Source organism: Acetomicrobium mobile (genome assembly GCF_937920065.1).
The window spans coordinates 1-16,353 of sequence record NZ_CALETC010000201.1 but is presented as its reverse complement, the minus strand read 5'-3'; the positions used below and the strand labels follow the sequence as shown (position 1 = coordinate 16,353).

Here is a 16,353-nt window from a genome sequence, read left to right as displayed (position 1 = left end):
GGAGCTTTTGTCATGTTCTTATTATGTATAGCCAACACCGAGCTTAGCAAGATACCGAACCTTTCTGCGGCTGGAGAAAACCCTGAAGCTATCCGATACACGGTCCCTTCCGATGCAGAACTTCTATTTTGGGGGAAGTGCCTCACAGCCTCTACTTTGCCCCTCGATCCAGAGGGACATCCCACTCCAGCTATTTTTACGAGAGCGGCCTACATAATGGCAAACTTCCCCGTCATGGTAGTAAGGACGGGAAGCTTCCTGCCTCCGGCCTGTCCTTATATAGAAATCCCCTCGAGCCCGGGATCCAATCCTCTAGAAAAACCGGCAGTAGAGGAAGCAAAAAGAATATATTCCTGGGCAAAAGCCCTGGGCGATCATTTATCCTCCTTGGATTCTCTTATGGTGATTGGAGAATCCGTACCTGGCGGTACTACTTCTGCCTTTCTGGTTTTAAAGGCTCTTGGTTATGACGGCATGGTATCTTCTGCAAGTCCCAACAATCCGTCAAACTTAAAGATAAAAATTTGGGAAAGTTGTCGCAAACGTTACAATATCACAGAAGGCACTTTTTGTAATAAAGGACTTGATGCAGTAACGCTTCTTGGTGATCCAATGCAAGCAACAGTAGCTGGTATGGCAATGGGGTCTTTTAATAAATCCAGGGTAATACTGGCCGGAGGAACGCAGATGCTTGCCGTGGCCGCCGTATTGAGACATGAAGGGTATGACGGAGATATCGAAATTGCAACGACAAAATACATAGCTTTAGACAAATCAGCCCACTTTGCCAGTTTGGCCGAAAATCTCCGTGTTAAAGCTCATGTAGTTCCCATGGATTTATCCGGATCTGCTTATAAAGGGCTCTCGGACTACGAGAAAGGCTACGTCAAAGAGGGGGTAGGCGCAGGAGGAGCTTTATGGTACGCCAACCACCTTGGAGTTCCAACAGAAGTAGTCGTAAACGCGGCAGAGCAGATTTACGCTAATTTGTTAGAAGGTATCTCATCGTGAAATTAATACTTGTACTTGGAGGAGCAAGAAGCGGTAAGAGCAATTTTGCCAAAAAAATAATCTTGGACAATTATGAGGGCCCTGCCACCTTTCTTGCCACCGCCAGACCCGGGGACGAGGAAATGAGACGACGTATATCATTACACAAAAAAGAAAGGCCCGCTACGTGGAGCACTTGGGAGGGAAATCCGAGCGATTTGATTGATTTTTTGTATACTGTTAGCGGTGCAGCACTGATGGATTGTCTTACCACCTGGTTGTCGGAACTGATCTTCGATAAATACGATGACATGGAAAAATTATCGGAGGACGAATGGAGCGCAGCGCAAAAAAACCTTCTTCGAAAAGTTGAGGAGCTATGCAAAGTAACGGGACCGGAAGTTTTAGTGATTGTGAGCAATGAAATTGGCATGGGAATAGCGCCCGCCTTTATAATGGGCCGAAGGTTTAGGGACCTACAGGGCAGGGCCAATCAAATGGTCGCTTCCCGAGCTGAAAGAGTAGTAATGATGATAGCTGGACTGCCCTTGTGGTTAAAGGGAGGCAGAGTAGAGTAAATCAATCCGAAAGGAGGCGCAACCTTGCGTTTTATTGAAATATTAGCGGCCTCATTTTCTTTTTTTAGCAGGATTCCCGTACCGAAGATCCTTTTGCCCGAAAGGGAGCCGCCTTACCCCATGATGCTCGCCGTCTCTCCTTTGGTAGGAGGCATTTTGGGCGCGATATGGGGAGGAATAGGGGCAATTCTCAGTTTGAGGTTTGCAGCCCTCGGTGCTGCATGGGCATCGGCATTGATATACGTATTATTGGGTTGGGGATTGCATTTAGATGGGCTTAGTGATGTAGCAGATGGCTGGGGAAGCGGAGAAAGCGGGGCAACGCTTAAGGAAGTGATAAAAGACTGCCATTGTGGGCCCTACGGTGTTGTAGCGTTAGTATTGACATTGGGTTTCTGGACATCGCTTCTTTTTGCCCTTCCAACATGGCGTTGGATAACGATAGGCATAATGGTGGGGGCATCAGGCAGGTGGGCGATGTGCTGTGCGTCGTGCATAGGCCGTTATCCCTGGAAAAGTGGCATGGCGCTTCCCTTTGTCCAGGACTTTTCAGTTAAAGAAATTCTTTATGCCCTTTTATGTTTTGCCATATTTTTTCTACTTGGGCCATGGCTATGGATTTTGTCATTCTTTTCAACCACCTTCATTGGCGCCCTTGTCGCATTGTGGGCACAAAAGCGAATTGGAGGAGTTAGCGGTGACGTACTAGGTACCATAGAAGTGTTGGCGGAGCTTTGTGCACTTGCGGCGATAGCTTTGTTTACACTGTAATTAAACAAGAGCCTATAAAGAATCCACATTTTGCCCCCAAATCATTTCTGTTACTTTATCTAAAGTTAGTTTATGGTAAAATGCGCATACTTAAATGGCTTCTTTGTGATGTTAGGTTTTTTTAAATATATTTTTAAAACAAGACAAAGAGTGAGGTAAAAATTGAGAAATAAAATTAAACTAATAGCTATTGATTTGGACGGTTCACTTCTTACATCAGAAAATACCATTACGGAAAACACGATTAGAGCTGTTAAAGACTTAATCTCTCGAGGTGTGACCTTTCTTATAGCTACGGGAAGGATGTTTTGTTCTGCCCGAAAGTATGCACTAATATTTGGACCACAAACGCTCATCATCTCCTACAATGGAGCTTTAATAAAAAGAGCTCAAGGCAAAACATTGTTACATAGGCCAATCGCTTTAAGTCTGGCGAAGGAGGTCCTGAGCTTCTTTAAAGAAAGAGATTGGTATGTTCAAAGCTATATCGACGATGTACTTCACGTCAAGGAATTAAACGAAAAGGCGATGATTTACGCCAAAAACTCTGGAGTAACTCCAATCATCGTGGGAGACAAGCTATATGATCCCCCAAAGGGACCAACAAAGCTGCTCGCCATGACCGATGACGAAAGTTTAACAGAGGCGATAAGAGATGAGATTAAATCACAATTTAACACCCGCTTATTTGTGGCAATTTCGTCTCCCACCTACATAGACATGGGAAATCCCGAAACAAGCAAGGGAAAGGCATTGACTTATGTTGCAAAAAACCTTGAAGTTAAAAAAGAGGAAATATGTGTCATCGGTGATTCGGAAAATGATGTGGAGATGTTTGAGGCGGCAGGATTATCCATTGCCATGGGAAACGCGCGAGAAGATGTGAAAGCGAAAGCTTCATTCGTAACTACTTCAAATGACGAAGAGGGTGTAGCTTTCGCCATCAAAAACATAATCATCCCCGATTTTCTTTAGCGAGGTTGGACAAGGCATCAATTAAAAGCTCTATTTCGCCTTCCGTATTAAACGGTCCAAGCGAAACTCGAAGAGAACCTTGTGGGAAAGTGCCAAGCGTTTTATGGGCAAGCGGAGCACAATGCAGTCCCGGGCGTGTCTCGATGCCCCATTTCTCGTACAGCTCAAAGGCTAACTCGGCATTATCCCATCCTCTGAAGTTTAAGGCAAAAATTGGCAACCTATTCTTCATCTCCTTGGGCCCATAGAGGCTAACCTCTTCCATTCGAAGCAATTCCTCCAACAATTTCTTCTCAAGCTCGTCCGCTTTCTTTGTCAACTTATCCATGCCCTCGGACTCGATCCATTCAAGCGCCGCCTTTAGTCCCGCTATGCCCGGTAAATTAGGGGTGCCGGACTCAAATTTATCTGGCATTTTTTGAGGTTGCACCTCTTGGTGAGAAAAACTTCCCGTTCCTCCCTCTATTAAAGGCAATACAATATCGGCGAAATCGGGCCTCCATACTATCCCTCCGGTGCCCTGCGGTCCCAAAAGTCCCTTATGACCGGTAAAGCAGAGGGCAGCGATATTATTTTTCGATACGGAGATTGGAACGCTACCCGCGGTTTGAGCTACATCTACCACAACAGGAACATCGTTTTTATTGCAAATTTGACAGAACGCTTTTAAATCTTGTAAAGTTCCACAGACGTTACTCGCGTGATTTAATACCACCAGGTCGGGTTTATGTATATTTATTTCTCTTTCAAAGGCAAATTCAGACATACGCCCATCTATATCGCACTTAACGACGACGACTTTTACACCCTGCTTTTCTAAGCCTCTAAGAGGCCTGATCACGGCGTTATGCTCCATTGAAGAGGTCAAGACGGTCATGCCCGGCTTCAAGAAACCCTTAATGACTATATTTAAAGCTTCCGTGACGTTTGAGGTAAAAGTAACATAGCGGGGATCTTGATGTAAGTATCCATCAAACATCCTTGAAAGCGTGACACGACAATCGGTAACTAGATCCAGCGTTTCAATGTCCCTGGAAGAAGCACCGCCTCTTGCAAGGTTGCTACCGGTCCTCGAGATGAAATCTGCCATTCTCTCGACTACAACTTTCGGCTTGGGCCAGCTCGTAGCGGCGTTGTTGAGATATACTGCCATAACCATCACTTCCTTTAAGTTTTTAGCATCAAATAAATTCTAAAACTTTTTTAACAATGGCCTCGCCGGCTTTTGGCCTTGCCAATTTTTCCGATGCTTCTAATAACTTGGCCTTCTCTTCTTCGTCTTCGAGGACTTTCAAAAGCGTATGAGATGCTCTCCTGGGTTCAAATATAGTTTTCGCAGCCCCTCGATCGAGGAGATAATCGCTGTTTCTCTGTTCCTGCCCCGGAATGACACCGCATAAGAAAAACGGACGCTTCATGCATAACACCTCTGAGGTCGATAATCCCCCCGGCTTCATGACGATAGCATCGGAGGCAGCATACACATACTCCATCCCCTTAACAAAGCCAAAAACTCTGACATTGACGCTGTCAAAAAACCTCTCCTTCATAGCCTCTCTTAACTCCTCGTTATTTCCGCATAACGTCAACACTGTAGCTTCTCTTATTTGAGAAAGGGATTCCACCACGTCCTCAAGAGGTCCAACTCCTATTCCGCCACCCATTACCAAAAAAACTGATCCATCCTGTGACAACCTCAACTTATCACGAGCTGACCTTTTTGATGGGGGCGTCATAAAACAAGGCTTGATCGGTATCCCTGAAATGTAAACTTTTTCTATATCGATGCCGTCAGCCTCGTACTGCAACAAGGCCTCTTCGGAAGCTACAAACCACCCGTCATAAATATCACGATCGCGGTGAAAGACGTGGCTTAAAAAATCAGTATTGACCAAAAAGATCGGCGTCTTTCCCTTGTATTCCTGGGCCACGGCTGCAGCGGCAAAAAAGTGAGTAAATATGATGGCGTCAGGAGAAAAGTCCACTAAAACCTTTAGCAATTTTCTTGCGTTTAACTTAACCGTGAGCTCGTGAAGCCCTCCCAGAAGTCCGATGGCCGCCTCAGGAGAATCTGTTGATTCATAAAAATATCCCCATATTTGAGGGGCTTTACGAACCATCTCGAGATAAGACCGTGCATATATGCCTCGAATGATGGGATTCACGTACGCCAGCGCATCAACGCATATCGTATCTACGTCAAACATCGAAAACCATTCACACAAGGCATTTGCTGCCGTCTTATGTCCAGTGCCTATGGAGGAATAAATTATCGCTGCCCTTTTATTCCGATCTTTCATGAAATTAACTCTCCTCGTTTTGTTTTAATTTACTTTTAAGAACTTCGCCCAACGTCATCGAGATGGGCTTTTCCTGTTCGGAAATTAAATCGATTGCAGATAAAATCGACTCGCTTATCTGTTCAAGAGGATAGTGGGGTGGAAAGTAAAGAGCGGCGGCATCTCCATGACCGCCTCCCCGTATTTTCTTGCCATCGCGCAACATCCCCGTAATTTTGCCGGCTAACCCAGATCTGCTCCTAAGAGATACGGCCCATTCCCCCGTCACCTTTTTATTTGCCACAGCTACAACCTTTGGTGGGTTTTTGCTTCTATCTAAAATCAAACCACAAAAATCAGAGACATCTCCAAACTGCAACAATTCAGGCCCCACGACTATCAATTCATCCCCGAAACGTTTCACCCTTTTTAAGGCTTCAGCGAAGCGCTCCTCCTGCTCTTTAACAAAACTCGTAGTCGCTTCGTGTTCACCATCTGTCAACGAAGAAGATGGATTTGCTAAGAGCCTGCAAAGTACGCTCCAAGGCCCACACATAGTAATCATGGCCTGCCAAAGCCTGCTTTCGGGGATTTGGCCTAACCACAGATCCCGATCGTTTGCCACTTTCACGATGTCAGACAGGACAACAAGGCGATCTTTTACGTTTACTGGAAGGTCTTGCGACATGAGCCAGTCATAGTATACTTTAGCAGCACAGGAAGAGGTATCGATCTTGAGCCATGGCCTGTTGCCCCAACGTTGCAACGTAGTTTCATGATGATCAAAACATATGGGGGGTTCCCCCTCAAAGAAGCTATCGATCAAATCGATCGTTTCCCTTTTTTGACAAAAAAGATCGAGAATTAAAACATTCCTGCCAGATTGGATGGAATCGCAAACGACATTATCCACCTCCCCATACCCAACTAAATAAATTTGAAGTGGCGCATTTTCGGGGTAGAGCGCATGCCAAGCTACAGCTGCCGCCACTACACCATCTAAATCCGTATGACTTATTATATTAATTAAAGATCTTTCCAAGGCAAACGACACCTCCAAAAGTAAAAGGAGTGACCACAGATGAACTTAAAGGAGCTTTTATCCTACTCTATAAAGCTTAATCTAAAACTTCCATTTCGTCACGAAAATATGGTTGAAAGGAAAAGGGACAGGTCATTAGTGATTATAGGGGATCTCCACGGCGAGCGCGATTCCTTTGAAGAAATTAATTACATAGTTGGTGATGAGAAGGAAGCCTTGTTTGTGTTCCTGGGCGACTATGTGGACAGAGGGCCGGACTGCATCGGTTTGCTTAAAAGTATACTCACATTTCAAATGGAAAATGAGGATAGGGTTATACTGCTCCGCGGCAACCACGAAGACTGGAACATGAATGTTCGCTACTCATTCGCAAGCGAATTGATCTCAAAGGGCTACGAGAATATCATCGAAGACATCATAGGTTGGTACGAATCTCTTCCGTTAATAGCATTGCTAGAGGACATAGTAGCTCTTCATGGGGGAGTCCCGAAACCAATTCCTTCAAGCATGAAGACCCTGGCTAAAGCCAAGGCGTCCGATTCTGTTGGTCTTCAGATTTTATGGAACGATCCCCTAGACGAGCAATACTGGCCACGCGGAGGAGGAACCAAGCCCTTTACCGCCGATGATCTTACGCTTTTTTTAAAGCTGGCCAACTCTAAACTGCTTATACGGGGACATCAATACGTACCCAATAAGGGATATAAGCTGAATTTTGATAACAGGTGCGTAACTATTTTTTCAGCGAGTTACGGTTACAGTTGGCCTCGATGCTTCGTTTACTTTCCACGTTCATGCGAACTCAAGCTTGAAGATGTGGAAAAGCACATCATATGTATATAAAACCCGATCTAAAACGTAAAGAAAATTATCAACAATACTAGAGATGCTTAGAAAATTATGAAAATAAGAACATTAAAAGTTGTTTTTCATGAAAACCCTTGTAAAATCGGTTAAAATCTTTACTGAGTACACCTATCGAGTACCTTATCCACACCTTGTGAATAACCTGTGGATAACTCTGCAATCCCGCCTGTTCACTGCATGTTATATTTTTCGCTAAATTGATTTTAATTTCAAGAAGCCCATGGTTGACGAGAACATAGATGAAAAGATATCCACATTAAAAACCAAATACGTGTGGACAAGTGGATAACTTTTGTGGAAATTATGTGGTAATATTGGGTATAGCTTGTGGACAACTTAGGGGGGGTTTCCTTGAACGACAGGTTAAACGAGGTGTGGAAAGAAGTGCTATCAAAGGCTCACGAAAAACTCCCTCAAGGGGCTGCTGAAATATGGCTTAAAACATGCCTGCCCACTTCTTTAGAAGATGGCAACTTGACTTTGGATGTCCCAAACGTATTTGTTAAAGAACAGATTCAATCGCGCTTCTTGGATGGCCTGAAAGAGCTGATAATGAGTATGAATATAGCCGAAGAAGTTGAACTGGTCGTTGGAACAGAAGTGAGGGACGGGGAACAAAAGAGAGCAGAAAGTGCCTTAAAACATAGCCCTCCTTCTGTTGATGGGCTAAATCCCAATTATTACTTCGATACCTTTGTAGTGGGAAAATCAAACAGACTTGCCCATGCTGCAAGTCTTGCCGTCGCAGAATCTCCAGGGGCCGCCTACAATCCCCTATTTATCTGGGGAGGGGTGGGATTGGGTAAAACTCACCTAATGCATGCTATAGGGCATCACGTGCTAGAACATCTTCCAGGAGCTCGCGTCGTTTATGCAAGTTCAGAAAAATTCACGAACGAACTCATATCAGCCATACAAAACAATAGAACTCAAGATTTTAAGGCTAAATTTAGGAATGTGGATATCCTTTTAATTGACGATATTCAGTTTTTAGCCAACAAAGAAAGTACTCAAGAAGAATTCTTCCACACATTTAACAGCTTACACAATGCAAAACGGCAAATTGTGTTGAGCTCCGATAGGCCCCCTAAAGAAATTCAAAGCATCGAGCAAAGGTTGGTATCGAGGTTTGAGTGGGGGTTGGTTACCGATATACAACCCCCTGATCTAGAGACCAGGATAGCTATACTTCAAAAAAAAGCCGAGATTAGGGGATATAACATACCGGAAGACGTTGTTTATTTTCTGGCTCAAAATATCCCAAGCAACATTAGGGAGCTTGAAGGAGCGTTAAACCGCATTATAGCCTGCTCTCAATTAAATATGGAACCAATAACAATTGAGAATGCAGCGGAATGGCTCAAAGATATCATAAAAATGCAAGAACAAGGCCCTATATCCATAGACGTGATTCAAGACGTGGTGTCATCATATTTCGGATTCGAAGTGGAAGACCTTAAAAGCCCCAAAAGGACCGCCGATCTTGCCTTTGCAAGACAAGTGGCCATGTATTTATCCAGGGAGTTAACAGATTTAAGCTTACAGCAAATAGGCGTAGCATTTAACAAGAAAGATCATACTACGGTGCTACATGCCTGCAGAAAGATCGAGGAAATAATGAAAGATGATTTAAAGATGAGGAAAATTGTGGACAACCTAGTGGACAACTTGAAGATATCTCGTGAATAAGTATAATAATATCCACTTTATTTTTTTATTTTTATAGTTTCTTATATAAATTGTGGACAAATGGGGATATATTAAATCATATACACACCCTTATCCACAGTGGAAAACTTTCTATCCGCCGTTTAAGTTCCTACTTATCCACAATATACACTATGCCTACTACTATTCCTACTAGTTCTTATATTATTAATAACAATAGTAATAATAGGGGGCCAAAAAATGAGGATAAAGGTATGCGACCCAACACTCATGAAAAACTGGCAGATTGTAGAAAGGACCTCGAGAGGACCAAAGACAATGTCAATATTATCAGGTATCTACGTTAAAGCCTACGATGATAAAATCACGCTAATGGCAACCGATCTTAAAACGTCCATAAAATGTACTGTCCATGATGCTGTTATCGAAGAAGAAGGAGAATCTATATTTCCTACTAAGGGAGTAGGAGAAATAATAAAGAAGCTATCCTTAGATTTTTTAATCGAAGCCACAAATGAAAGGATAACAATCAAGCATGAAAGGGATAAATTCTCTTTTACTACTTATCCGACAGAAGACTTCCCGAAACTACCTACATCTACTTCAGCAACACTTGTCTGTCGCATCGATGCACAGGAGCTGCTTAGAATAATTTCCGAGGGATCCTTTACAGGTTCAAGCACTGAAGAATTTCCACAATATCTATCGAGCTCCTTACTTGAATTTAAAGAAAATACAGCTAGGTTAATAGCAACTGATGGCAAAAGACTATCTCTATCTGAAGCAGAGTTGATAGAAACAAATGTTGATGAGCAAACTATTTTAATCCCGATAAGGGGTATTAATGAGCTTGAAAGAATATTATCCACTTTAAGCGGAGATGCTGTTGTTGAGATCTTATATGATGATTCGCAGTGTTATTTTAAGACAAATGATATAGAGCTTGTGATTAGGCGGGTTGAATCTGTCTTTCCTCCCTACGAGAGGATTATTTCATCGGATAAGACCACTTGGATGGTGGTAGATCGACAAAAATTAATAGACGCCCTTGAAAAGGTAGAGGTTGTAGTCCGTGATTATAATAAAGTTGTGATTTTGGATTTGAATCCTGCCGGCAATCTGTTCATTTCGGCTTATGCTCAAAATATAGGGGAGGCCTTTATGGAACTTGACGCCGATATCGATGGAGAGCCTTTAGAGGTTGGTTTTAACGTATCTTATTTACTACAAGGTGTTAAGGCAATAGAAGATGCCACAGTCCGACTTAGTTTTAACGGCCCTCATGGACAAATGAGGCTAAAAAAACTTGGAAGCGACAATTTTCTCTATATCTTAATGCCTGTTATTTTACCAGATGATATGTTGAAGGAGAAAGAAGAAATCGATGAGGTTTAGCCAAACATATTGGCTAAATTATAAAAACCTCAAACCAGAACGTGTTTCATGGCATGAGGGTTTAAATGTAATAATCGGCCCAAATGCCTCTGGGAAGACAAATACTTTAGAGGCTTTGTCCATGCTCTGTGGATGGGGGCAACCTCGACGCACAAAACTCAAAGACTTAATAAATTGGGATGTTAATGGGGGAGCCAAGTTATATTCAAGGTTTAGTGGAGAAGAAGAAATTTCTGTACTTATAAAAATTAATGAAAGGCGTTCCATAAAAATATCAGGGAAACAAGGAAACGCATCGGTCTTGCGCATATACGTTCCTTCCTTATCATTTTGGAGTGATGATGTACGTTTAGTGGAGGGTCCTCCCGCTGTACGACGCAACTTTTTAAATCAATTATGCGCTGTGTTGGTGCCTTTGTATGCTAGAAAATTATACGATTATAAAAAACTTTTGCGGCATAGAAATTTCTGTTTAAGGAGGGGTCAACCTGACGGTCTTATAATAAAAGCCATGGCTCCACTTGCGGCGTGGCTGTGGTCTTATAGGAGGACAATTACTGACCTTCTCAAAATAGGCCTAAAAGAAATATCGAACGACTTGTTGGAGTTTGATTTTGATATAGACATAAAAGAAGGTAGCGAAGGTTTTTTTGATGACCCCCTAGAAGGATTTTACAAATCACTTTTTGCACTTAAAAAAGAAGAGCTAAATAAGCGTGTTTCTTTGGTGGGGCCGCATAGAGATGACTTAGTTATAACTGTTGCAGGCAGGTCAGCCACTCAAGCATTAAGCAGAGGGCAAAGAAGAAAGCTCTCTGTGGCGCTTATGCTTGCCGCGGCGAAGGTTGTGGAATGTAAGATGAAAAGAAGACCTATAATATTACTAGACGAGGTTGCTTCTGAACTTGATCAAGAGGCTAAGTTGGATTTAATTAAAGCGCTCTTGAAGGGTGGCTGGCAGGTTATTGCAGCTACAGCAGATGATAGGGTGAGTGATTTTCCGGGAAAGGTATTGCGCATTTATCAAGGAGGTATATCTACCTGAAATGGCGTTGAAGGAGGAAAATACGTATGATGTGATAGTTGTAGGTGCAGGGCACGCCGGGTGTGAAGCTGCGCTTGCTTCAGCTAGGATGGGTGCACATACACTGCTCCTCAACTTATACCTTGATAATACCGCGTTGATGCCCTGTAATCCCTCTATAGGGGGTCCCGCAAAAGGCCATATTACGCGGGAAATTGACGCCTTGGGCGGAGAACAGGCTAAGGCCGCCGACAGCTCTGCCATTCATATGCGTTGGTTAAACACTTCAAAGGGGTCTGCCGTGAGGGCGTTAAGGGCTCAATGTGATCTATTGGATTATCACAAGCACATGATACAAGTTTTGGAGTCTACCGGTAATCTTTACGTCCATCAGGCCATGGTTACGGATTTATTGGTAAAAGATGGAAAAGTAAAGGGTGTTAAAACTTGGTTGGGCGAAACTTATAATGCTTCCTGTGTAATTATTACGACGGGACCTTATACCAATGGCAAGGTGTTTATAGGCCCGGTTAGTTTTCCTTCTGGACCGCTGGGACAAATGCCGTCGCTTCAACTGCCTCATTCATTGAGGCAAATTGGATTTAAAGTGGGCAGATTAAGAACTGATACGTCACCCAGGCTTCACGCAGATACCATAGATTTTAGTTCATTAAAAAGTCAACAATCATCCGATGAGCCCTTATGCTTTAGTCATTGGGGGAAGCCTCGCATATATGGCGGCTATTCCTGTTATTTGACGAGATCAACACAAATGACCCATGAAATAATAAGATCATCCCTTTATAGATCACCTCTCTTTAAAGGTGATATAGAAAGTCCGGGACCTCGGTATTGTCCATCTATAGAGGATAAGGTCATTAGGTTTCCCGACAAAGAATCTCATCTTATATTTTTAGAACCAACTGCGCGTCACTCCAAAGAGATATATATGCAGAACTTCTCAACTAGCTTGCCCTACGATGTTCAGGTGAAGATGGTAAGAAGCGTTCCGGGATGTGAAAGGGCGCATATCCTTAAACCCGGATATGCCATCGAATACGATTATTTCCTGCCAACCCAACTTTATCCATGGCTTGAGACCAAGTTGGTTGAAGGACTTTTTTTCGCAGGTCAAATAAATGGCACTTCCGGTTATGAGGAGGCAGCAGCTCAAGGGTTAATGGCAGGCGTCAACGCTGTTTTAAAGTTAAGAGATGAGGAACCTCTCGTGCTTGCCAGGCATGAAGCTTATATAGGTGTCTTAATTGATGATTTAGTGACCAAAGGTACTGAGGAGCCTTACAGGATGCTCACTAGTAGGTGTGAATACAGGTTGTTAATGCGCCACGACAACGCAGACAAAAGACTTGCCCCAATAGGCAGGAGACTAGGACTCATCGATGACGATTCTTGGAATGTCTTAATAAAAAAATGGAGGATAATGGAGGAGGAAATCGATCGTTTAAGAAAGATAAAGATTTATCCTTCACAACATGTGAACGATTTACTCCTTCCCTTAGGTCAGGCTTCTATTGTAGAACCCATAAGCGCCTATGACTTACTGAAAAGACCAGGTGTTGATTACGAGATTTTGTCTAAACTTGCACCTTTGTCTGAAGGTCTAGACAAGGAAATAAAGTCGAGGATAGAGGTGGAGGTCAAATATTCGGGATATATTCAAAAGCAAAATGCTTTAGCCTCTAAGATGAAGAGGATAGAGCAACTGCGCATACCTCGCGAACTAAATTATGACGAGGTGGTTGGTCTTTCTTCGGAGGGCCGCGAAAAGCTCAAAAAAATTATGCCTAATACCTTAGGGCAAGCAAGCCGTATATCGGGCGTAACACCATCGGATTTGCAGGTTTTATGGATGTACCTTGAGACGAGGGAGAGAAATATAGCATCATGAGCAATAAAAGCAATAAGAGTAGTAGAAGGGAAATAAAGGGAAGTCCAGAACACCTTTCTAAGGTTTTTGAAAGGTTATCGTCAACTCACATGAAAAATTATCTCGATTTTTACAAGATTCATAATGCATGGTTTGAAATAACTGGAAAGGTGTCAAAAAGATCTAAACCGATTAGCCTGCAAAAAGGTAAGTTACACATAATAGCTGATTCACCGTCCGTAGCTCAAGAGATAAATATGATGTCGGGGCGTATAATTTCCAAGGCGCTTTCCCTAGGGATTCGAATAGATTCTCTATATGTTTGTATCGGTAATTTTAAAGACAAAGCTAAAACACCCAAAAGGGATAATAATTTACAGTTAAAACCTTTTACAGAAGGCGATATCTTAGAAGAAGTCGAGAAAGTAAAAGATATGTTTAACGATTATGGCTTGCCAGATGACGTGGCGAATAGTTTGCGCAGGTTGTATGTGGTATACAATAAAAGATTTAATTTAAAAGGTTAGTTTTCAAGATATATTAAGGAGATGATATCTTGAAAAGAGATTTCTTTTTTATTACGAGAAAAATGATTTTCGTGGTCATGATCTCTTTTTTATCTCTTCTTTTAATACAATCCTCACAAGCAAGCGAGTTCGATGATCTCTTTATACTTTACGAGATTAAAGAAGCGGGAGAAAGTGAGGGGTTAAAGCTTCATGAGCGCCTATTAAAACAAGCTCCTGAGGGCATCCCCCAGTACGAGATGTGGAAGTCTCTTTTTAGCGAAAATTTAAGCGATGAAGAAAAGGCTTCAATTGCCCTAAAACTTGTTGACGATATTTTCCCTGAGGGAGATCCTTCCCAGTGGGATGCCGTTGAGGGTTTATGGATACCACAACTTATGCCAAAACCTTTAGCTGCGCTGGACGGCCTCTATATGGCAATGCAATCTTTGCTATCTATGGATGAAGAAGGAGCGCCATGGCTTGCGAGGGATTTGTTTTTAAGGCTGTACAAATCTCGTGGAGCAAGGTTTTATGGGATAAGGACCGTTCCAATAGAAGTACTTGATATATTAGAGAAACTTAAAGCGAGGGCGCCTTTGCCTCCGATTGGAGGTTGGCCCAATCCTCAGATCATTGGAAGACTTCCCTTTGCGAGAAAAATTTACGGGTGTATTTCCGTTGATACTGCTTTAATGTATAATATGACATTTCTCGATTCTTATGGAAGGCCTAGGGGCGGCGCTGGGGTATTTGCATGGGATAGGGCAAGGGGAAGGATATTTCATGTCAGAAGCGGTCCATCGAGGGACGAGATATGGCCTAAATTTTGAAATGTGGTAAAATAAAAATGGTTTCAAGTTCGTTTGAAAGGAGGAGGTTTGGATATGAAGTTTGAATCCTTAATGCAATCAGGTGATTGGAAAGGCGAAAAGCATGTCCCCGTCATTGAGGCTCCCGAGGAAGTAACTTCCGGGGAGGTTTTTACCGTTACAGTAAGTGTGGGTAAGGAGATTCCTCACCCCAACACTACAGAGCATCATATTAGATGGATAAAGTTATTCTTTAAAGGAGAAGGCGAAAAATTTCCCTTTGAGATAGGATCCTATGAATTTAACGCTCATGGAGAGCACGTAAATGGTCCTAATACAGGTCCGGCATATAGCGAACCTTACGTAATCACAAAGGTTAAGCTGACCAAATCGGGTACGCTTTTAGCAATGTCATATTGTAATATTCATGGGCTTTGGGAAAGCTCCAAGGAAGTGAAAGTGAAATAATTTTTTCTTCACCCTATTTGATTAAAATATTTAGTTAAATCATCCCTAAGTTAGATCTAACTTAGGGATGATTTTTTGAAATGTTCGGAATGAAAGCACGTGTATGCTACAAGTTGATTTAGTTGGCGTGGTAATTATTTTTTTGCTTTTTGCAGAAAGCTTATCTAAAATGAGTTTTTAAGCGCCCTCAAGTTCTTGTTAACTAAATTCCTGTATCGAGACGATGTGGTACCATAGTATCGATCTAAGGCCTTATGCTCCGAACCGTATGCCCTAATGTAGCGGGATAATAACAATGCGCCAGCGGCTATTCCAAGCTCGGGATCATGTAATAGATTTTTGGATGTTATCCCGTTCGCCGATAGCAATCCAGCATGTGTATTCCATACTACCTGCATTACGCCCACTGCCCCCTTTTTGCTCATTGCTTTGGGATCAAAATGACTTTCTGTATTGGCAACTGCAACCAGAAGATCTCCCGGAACGCCGTATTTTTTTGCATAATGAACGAAAGCGCAAGCTTCTCTCCATATTGTTTTAGAGGAAAGCTCTGGGTTTGTCGTTTTAATATATTTGACCAGCAATGCTACCGCTTCCTGTTCTTCTGAAAGCATCTCGCTTAAAAATCGAAGCGATGAGTTGGGGTGTTCTTTTTGCCAGCGAAGTACATCTTCGGGAGAATTGCCAGTTCCGGCCATGGTTCTAATTATCTCTTCATGAAAGGTAATGTCTTTCGCAGAAGTATTGTCATTTATTTCACCATCTCCAGGGGTTGTGATAGACAATAGTAAGGTGAAAAATAAAAGTGCCGTTGAAATTTTTACTATATTGCGCGATCTTGTATAAAATGGTTTCTCCAACATCGGAACCTCCTTTTTACAAAGGGTTTATACCTCCTGTACCATTACCTGACTAGGTTATTTTACTTAGTTCTAGATACTAAGAGCGCAATAGATCGCCATAAATGGCGATCTATTGTATACATTTGGTGATATAATTTAAGTTGTAAACTTAATTATACATATTTTTTTGCAATTTGAAAACCCATGACAGCGCTTTTATCCCAAGGAATGTCCAAAAGTGATTTCTA

The 16,353-nt window shown here is 42.5% G+C and carries 16 protein-coding genes; 12 read left to right on the top strand and 4 right to left on the bottom strand.

Going from position 1 to position 16,353, the window contains the following annotated elements:
- The 4 genes from cobT to Q7P41_RS07860 all read left to right on the top strand — a co-directional run.
- A partial coding sequence (gene cobT, locus Q7P41_RS07875) for a nicotinate mononucleotide-dependent phosphoribosyltransferase CobT (RefSeq protein ID WP_303883288.1) occupies positions 1-1,011 on the top strand: 1,011 nt, incomplete at its 5' end.
- Positions 1,008-1,568 carry a bifunctional adenosylcobinamide kinase/adenosylcobinamide-phosphate guanylyltransferase gene (locus Q7P41_RS07870; RefSeq protein WP_303883287.1) on the top strand — a complete coding sequence of 187 codons (561 nt, stop codon included), beginning with the start codon at positions 1,008-1,010 and terminating at the stop codon, positions 1,566-1,568. The genes cobT and Q7P41_RS07870, both read left to right, overlap by 4 nt.
- A gap of 24 nt (positions 1,569-1,592) precedes the next feature.
- The gene (locus Q7P41_RS07865) at positions 1,593-2,339 is read left to right on the top strand and encodes an adenosylcobinamide-GDP ribazoletransferase (RefSeq protein ID WP_303883286.1); all 747 of its coding nucleotides are present in this window, start codon (positions 1,593-1,595) and stop codon (positions 2,337-2,339) included.
- Positions 2,340-2,501: 162 nt separating this feature from the next.
- Positions 2,502-3,314: a Cof-type HAD-IIB family hydrolase gene (locus Q7P41_RS07860; RefSeq protein ID WP_303883285.1), complete on the top strand. Its 813-nt coding sequence runs from the start codon at positions 2,502-2,504 to the stop codon at positions 3,312-3,314.
- Here Q7P41_RS07860 and Q7P41_RS07855 read toward each other — a convergent pair.
- From Q7P41_RS07855 to Q7P41_RS07845, 3 genes are read right to left on the bottom strand one after another with little or no spacing between them, the layout of a single operon-like run.
- Positions 3,295-4,467 (bottom strand): aminotransferase class V-fold PLP-dependent enzyme, encoded by a 1,173-nt coding sequence (locus tag Q7P41_RS07855; protein WP_303883284.1) that lies wholly within the window; start codon positions 4,465-4,467, stop codon positions 3,295-3,297. The two genes, Q7P41_RS07860 and Q7P41_RS07855, sit on opposite strands and share 20 nt — an antisense overlap.
- 28 nt (positions 4,468-4,495) lie before the next feature.
- The gene (locus Q7P41_RS07850; protein WP_303883283.1) at positions 4,496-5,614 is read right to left on the bottom strand and encodes a glycosyltransferase; all 1,119 of its coding nucleotides are present in this window, start codon (positions 5,612-5,614) and stop codon (positions 4,496-4,498) included.
- A 4-nt stretch (positions 5,615-5,618) separates the two neighbouring features.
- Positions 5,619-6,635, bottom strand: a complete 1,017-nt coding sequence (locus Q7P41_RS07845; RefSeq protein ID WP_303883282.1) for a DHH family phosphoesterase — start codon at positions 6,633-6,635, stop codon at positions 5,619-5,621.
- Positions 6,636-6,674: 39 nt separating this feature from the next.
- On the opposite strand from Q7P41_RS07845, the gene Q7P41_RS07840 reads away from it, so the two are divergent.
- The 8 genes from Q7P41_RS07840 (at position 6,675) to Q7P41_RS07805 (ending at position 15,263) form a co-directional block, all read left to right on the top strand.
- Positions 6,675-7,478 carry a metallophosphoesterase family protein gene (locus tag Q7P41_RS07840; RefSeq protein WP_303883281.1) on the top strand — a complete coding sequence of 268 codons (804 nt, stop codon included), beginning with the start codon at positions 6,675-6,677 and terminating at the stop codon, positions 7,476-7,478.
- Between the two features lie 375 nt (positions 7,479-7,853).
- The gene (gene dnaA / locus Q7P41_RS07835; protein ID WP_303883280.1) at positions 7,854-9,191 is read left to right on the top strand and encodes a chromosomal replication initiator protein DnaA; all 1,338 of its coding nucleotides are present in this window, start codon (positions 7,854-7,856) and stop codon (positions 9,189-9,191) included.
- Positions 9,192-9,410: 219 nt separating this feature from the next.
- Positions 9,411-10,565, top strand: coding sequence for a DNA polymerase III subunit beta (dnaN, locus tag Q7P41_RS07830; protein WP_303883279.1), 1,155 nt, complete (start codon positions 9,411-9,413; stop codon positions 10,563-10,565).
- Entirely contained in the window at positions 10,555-11,610 is a 1,056-nt protein-coding gene (locus Q7P41_RS07825; protein WP_303883278.1) for a DNA replication/repair protein RecF, read from the top strand. The genes dnaN and Q7P41_RS07825 overlap by 11 nt, the downstream gene beginning before the upstream one ends.
- Before the next feature lies 1 nt (position 11,611).
- Positions 11,612-13,498 (top strand): tRNA uridine-5-carboxymethylaminomethyl(34) synthesis enzyme MnmG, encoded by a 1,887-nt coding sequence (gene mnmG, locus Q7P41_RS07820; RefSeq protein WP_303883277.1) that lies wholly within the window; start codon positions 11,612-11,614, stop codon positions 13,496-13,498.
- Entirely contained in the window at positions 13,495-14,004 is a 510-nt protein-coding gene (locus Q7P41_RS07815; protein ID WP_303883276.1) for a DUF721 domain-containing protein, read from the top strand. Before mnmG ends, Q7P41_RS07815 begins: the two co-directional genes overlap by 4 nt.
- A 29-nt stretch (positions 14,005-14,033) precedes the next feature.
- Positions 14,034-14,816 (top strand): cell division protein FtsL, encoded by a 783-nt coding sequence (locus Q7P41_RS07810; RefSeq protein ID WP_303883275.1) that lies wholly within the window; start codon positions 14,034-14,036, stop codon positions 14,814-14,816.
- A 54-nt stretch (positions 14,817-14,870) separates the two neighbouring features.
- The gene (locus Q7P41_RS07805; RefSeq protein WP_303883274.1) at positions 14,871-15,263 is read left to right on the top strand and encodes a class II SORL domain-containing protein; all 393 of its coding nucleotides are present in this window, start codon (positions 14,871-14,873) and stop codon (positions 15,261-15,263) included.
- A 164-nt stretch (positions 15,264-15,427) separates the two neighbouring features.
- On the opposite strand, the gene Q7P41_RS07800 is transcribed toward Q7P41_RS07805, so the two are convergent.
- Positions 15,428-16,126: a lytic transglycosylase domain-containing protein gene (locus Q7P41_RS07800; protein ID WP_303883273.1), complete on the bottom strand. Its 699-nt coding sequence runs from the start codon at positions 16,124-16,126 to the stop codon at positions 15,428-15,430.
- Between the last annotated feature and the right edge of the window lie 227 nt (positions 16,127-16,353).

What these genes read in the sequence shown, in the direction of transcription:
- Q7P41_RS07855 (WP_303883284.1), bottom strand. Translation starts at nt 4,467, where the DNA reads ATGGCAGTATATCTCAACAACGCCGCTACGAGCTGGCCCAAGCCGAAA.
- Q7P41_RS07850 (WP_303883283.1), bottom strand. Translation starts at nt 5,614, where the DNA reads ATGAAAGATCGGAATAAAAGGGCAGCGATAATTTATTCCTCCATAGGC.
- Q7P41_RS07840 (WP_303883281.1), top strand. Translation starts at nt 6,675, where the DNA reads ATGAACTTAAAGGAGCTTTTATCCTACTCTATAAAGCTTAATCTAAAA.
- dnaN (WP_303883279.1), top strand. Translation starts at nt 9,411, where the DNA reads ATGAGGATAAAGGTATGCGACCCAACACTCATGAAAAACTGGCAGATT.
- Q7P41_RS07825 (WP_303883278.1), top strand. Translation starts at nt 10,555, where the DNA reads ATGAGGTTTAGCCAAACATATTGGCTAAATTATAAAAACCTCAAACCA.
- mnmG (WP_303883277.1), top strand. Translation starts at nt 11,612, where the DNA reads ATGGCGTTGAAGGAGGAAAATACGTATGATGTGATAGTTGTAGGTGCA.
- Q7P41_RS07815 (WP_303883276.1), top strand. Translation starts at nt 13,495, where the DNA reads ATGAGCAATAAAAGCAATAAGAGTAGTAGAAGGGAAATAAAGGGAAGT.
- Q7P41_RS07805 (WP_303883274.1), top strand. Translation starts at nt 14,871, where the DNA reads ATGAAGTTTGAATCCTTAATGCAATCAGGTGATTGGAAAGGCGAAAAG.
- Q7P41_RS07800 (WP_303883273.1), bottom strand. Translation starts at nt 16,126, where the DNA reads ATGTTGGAGAAACCATTTTATACAAGATCGCGCAATATAGTAAAAATT.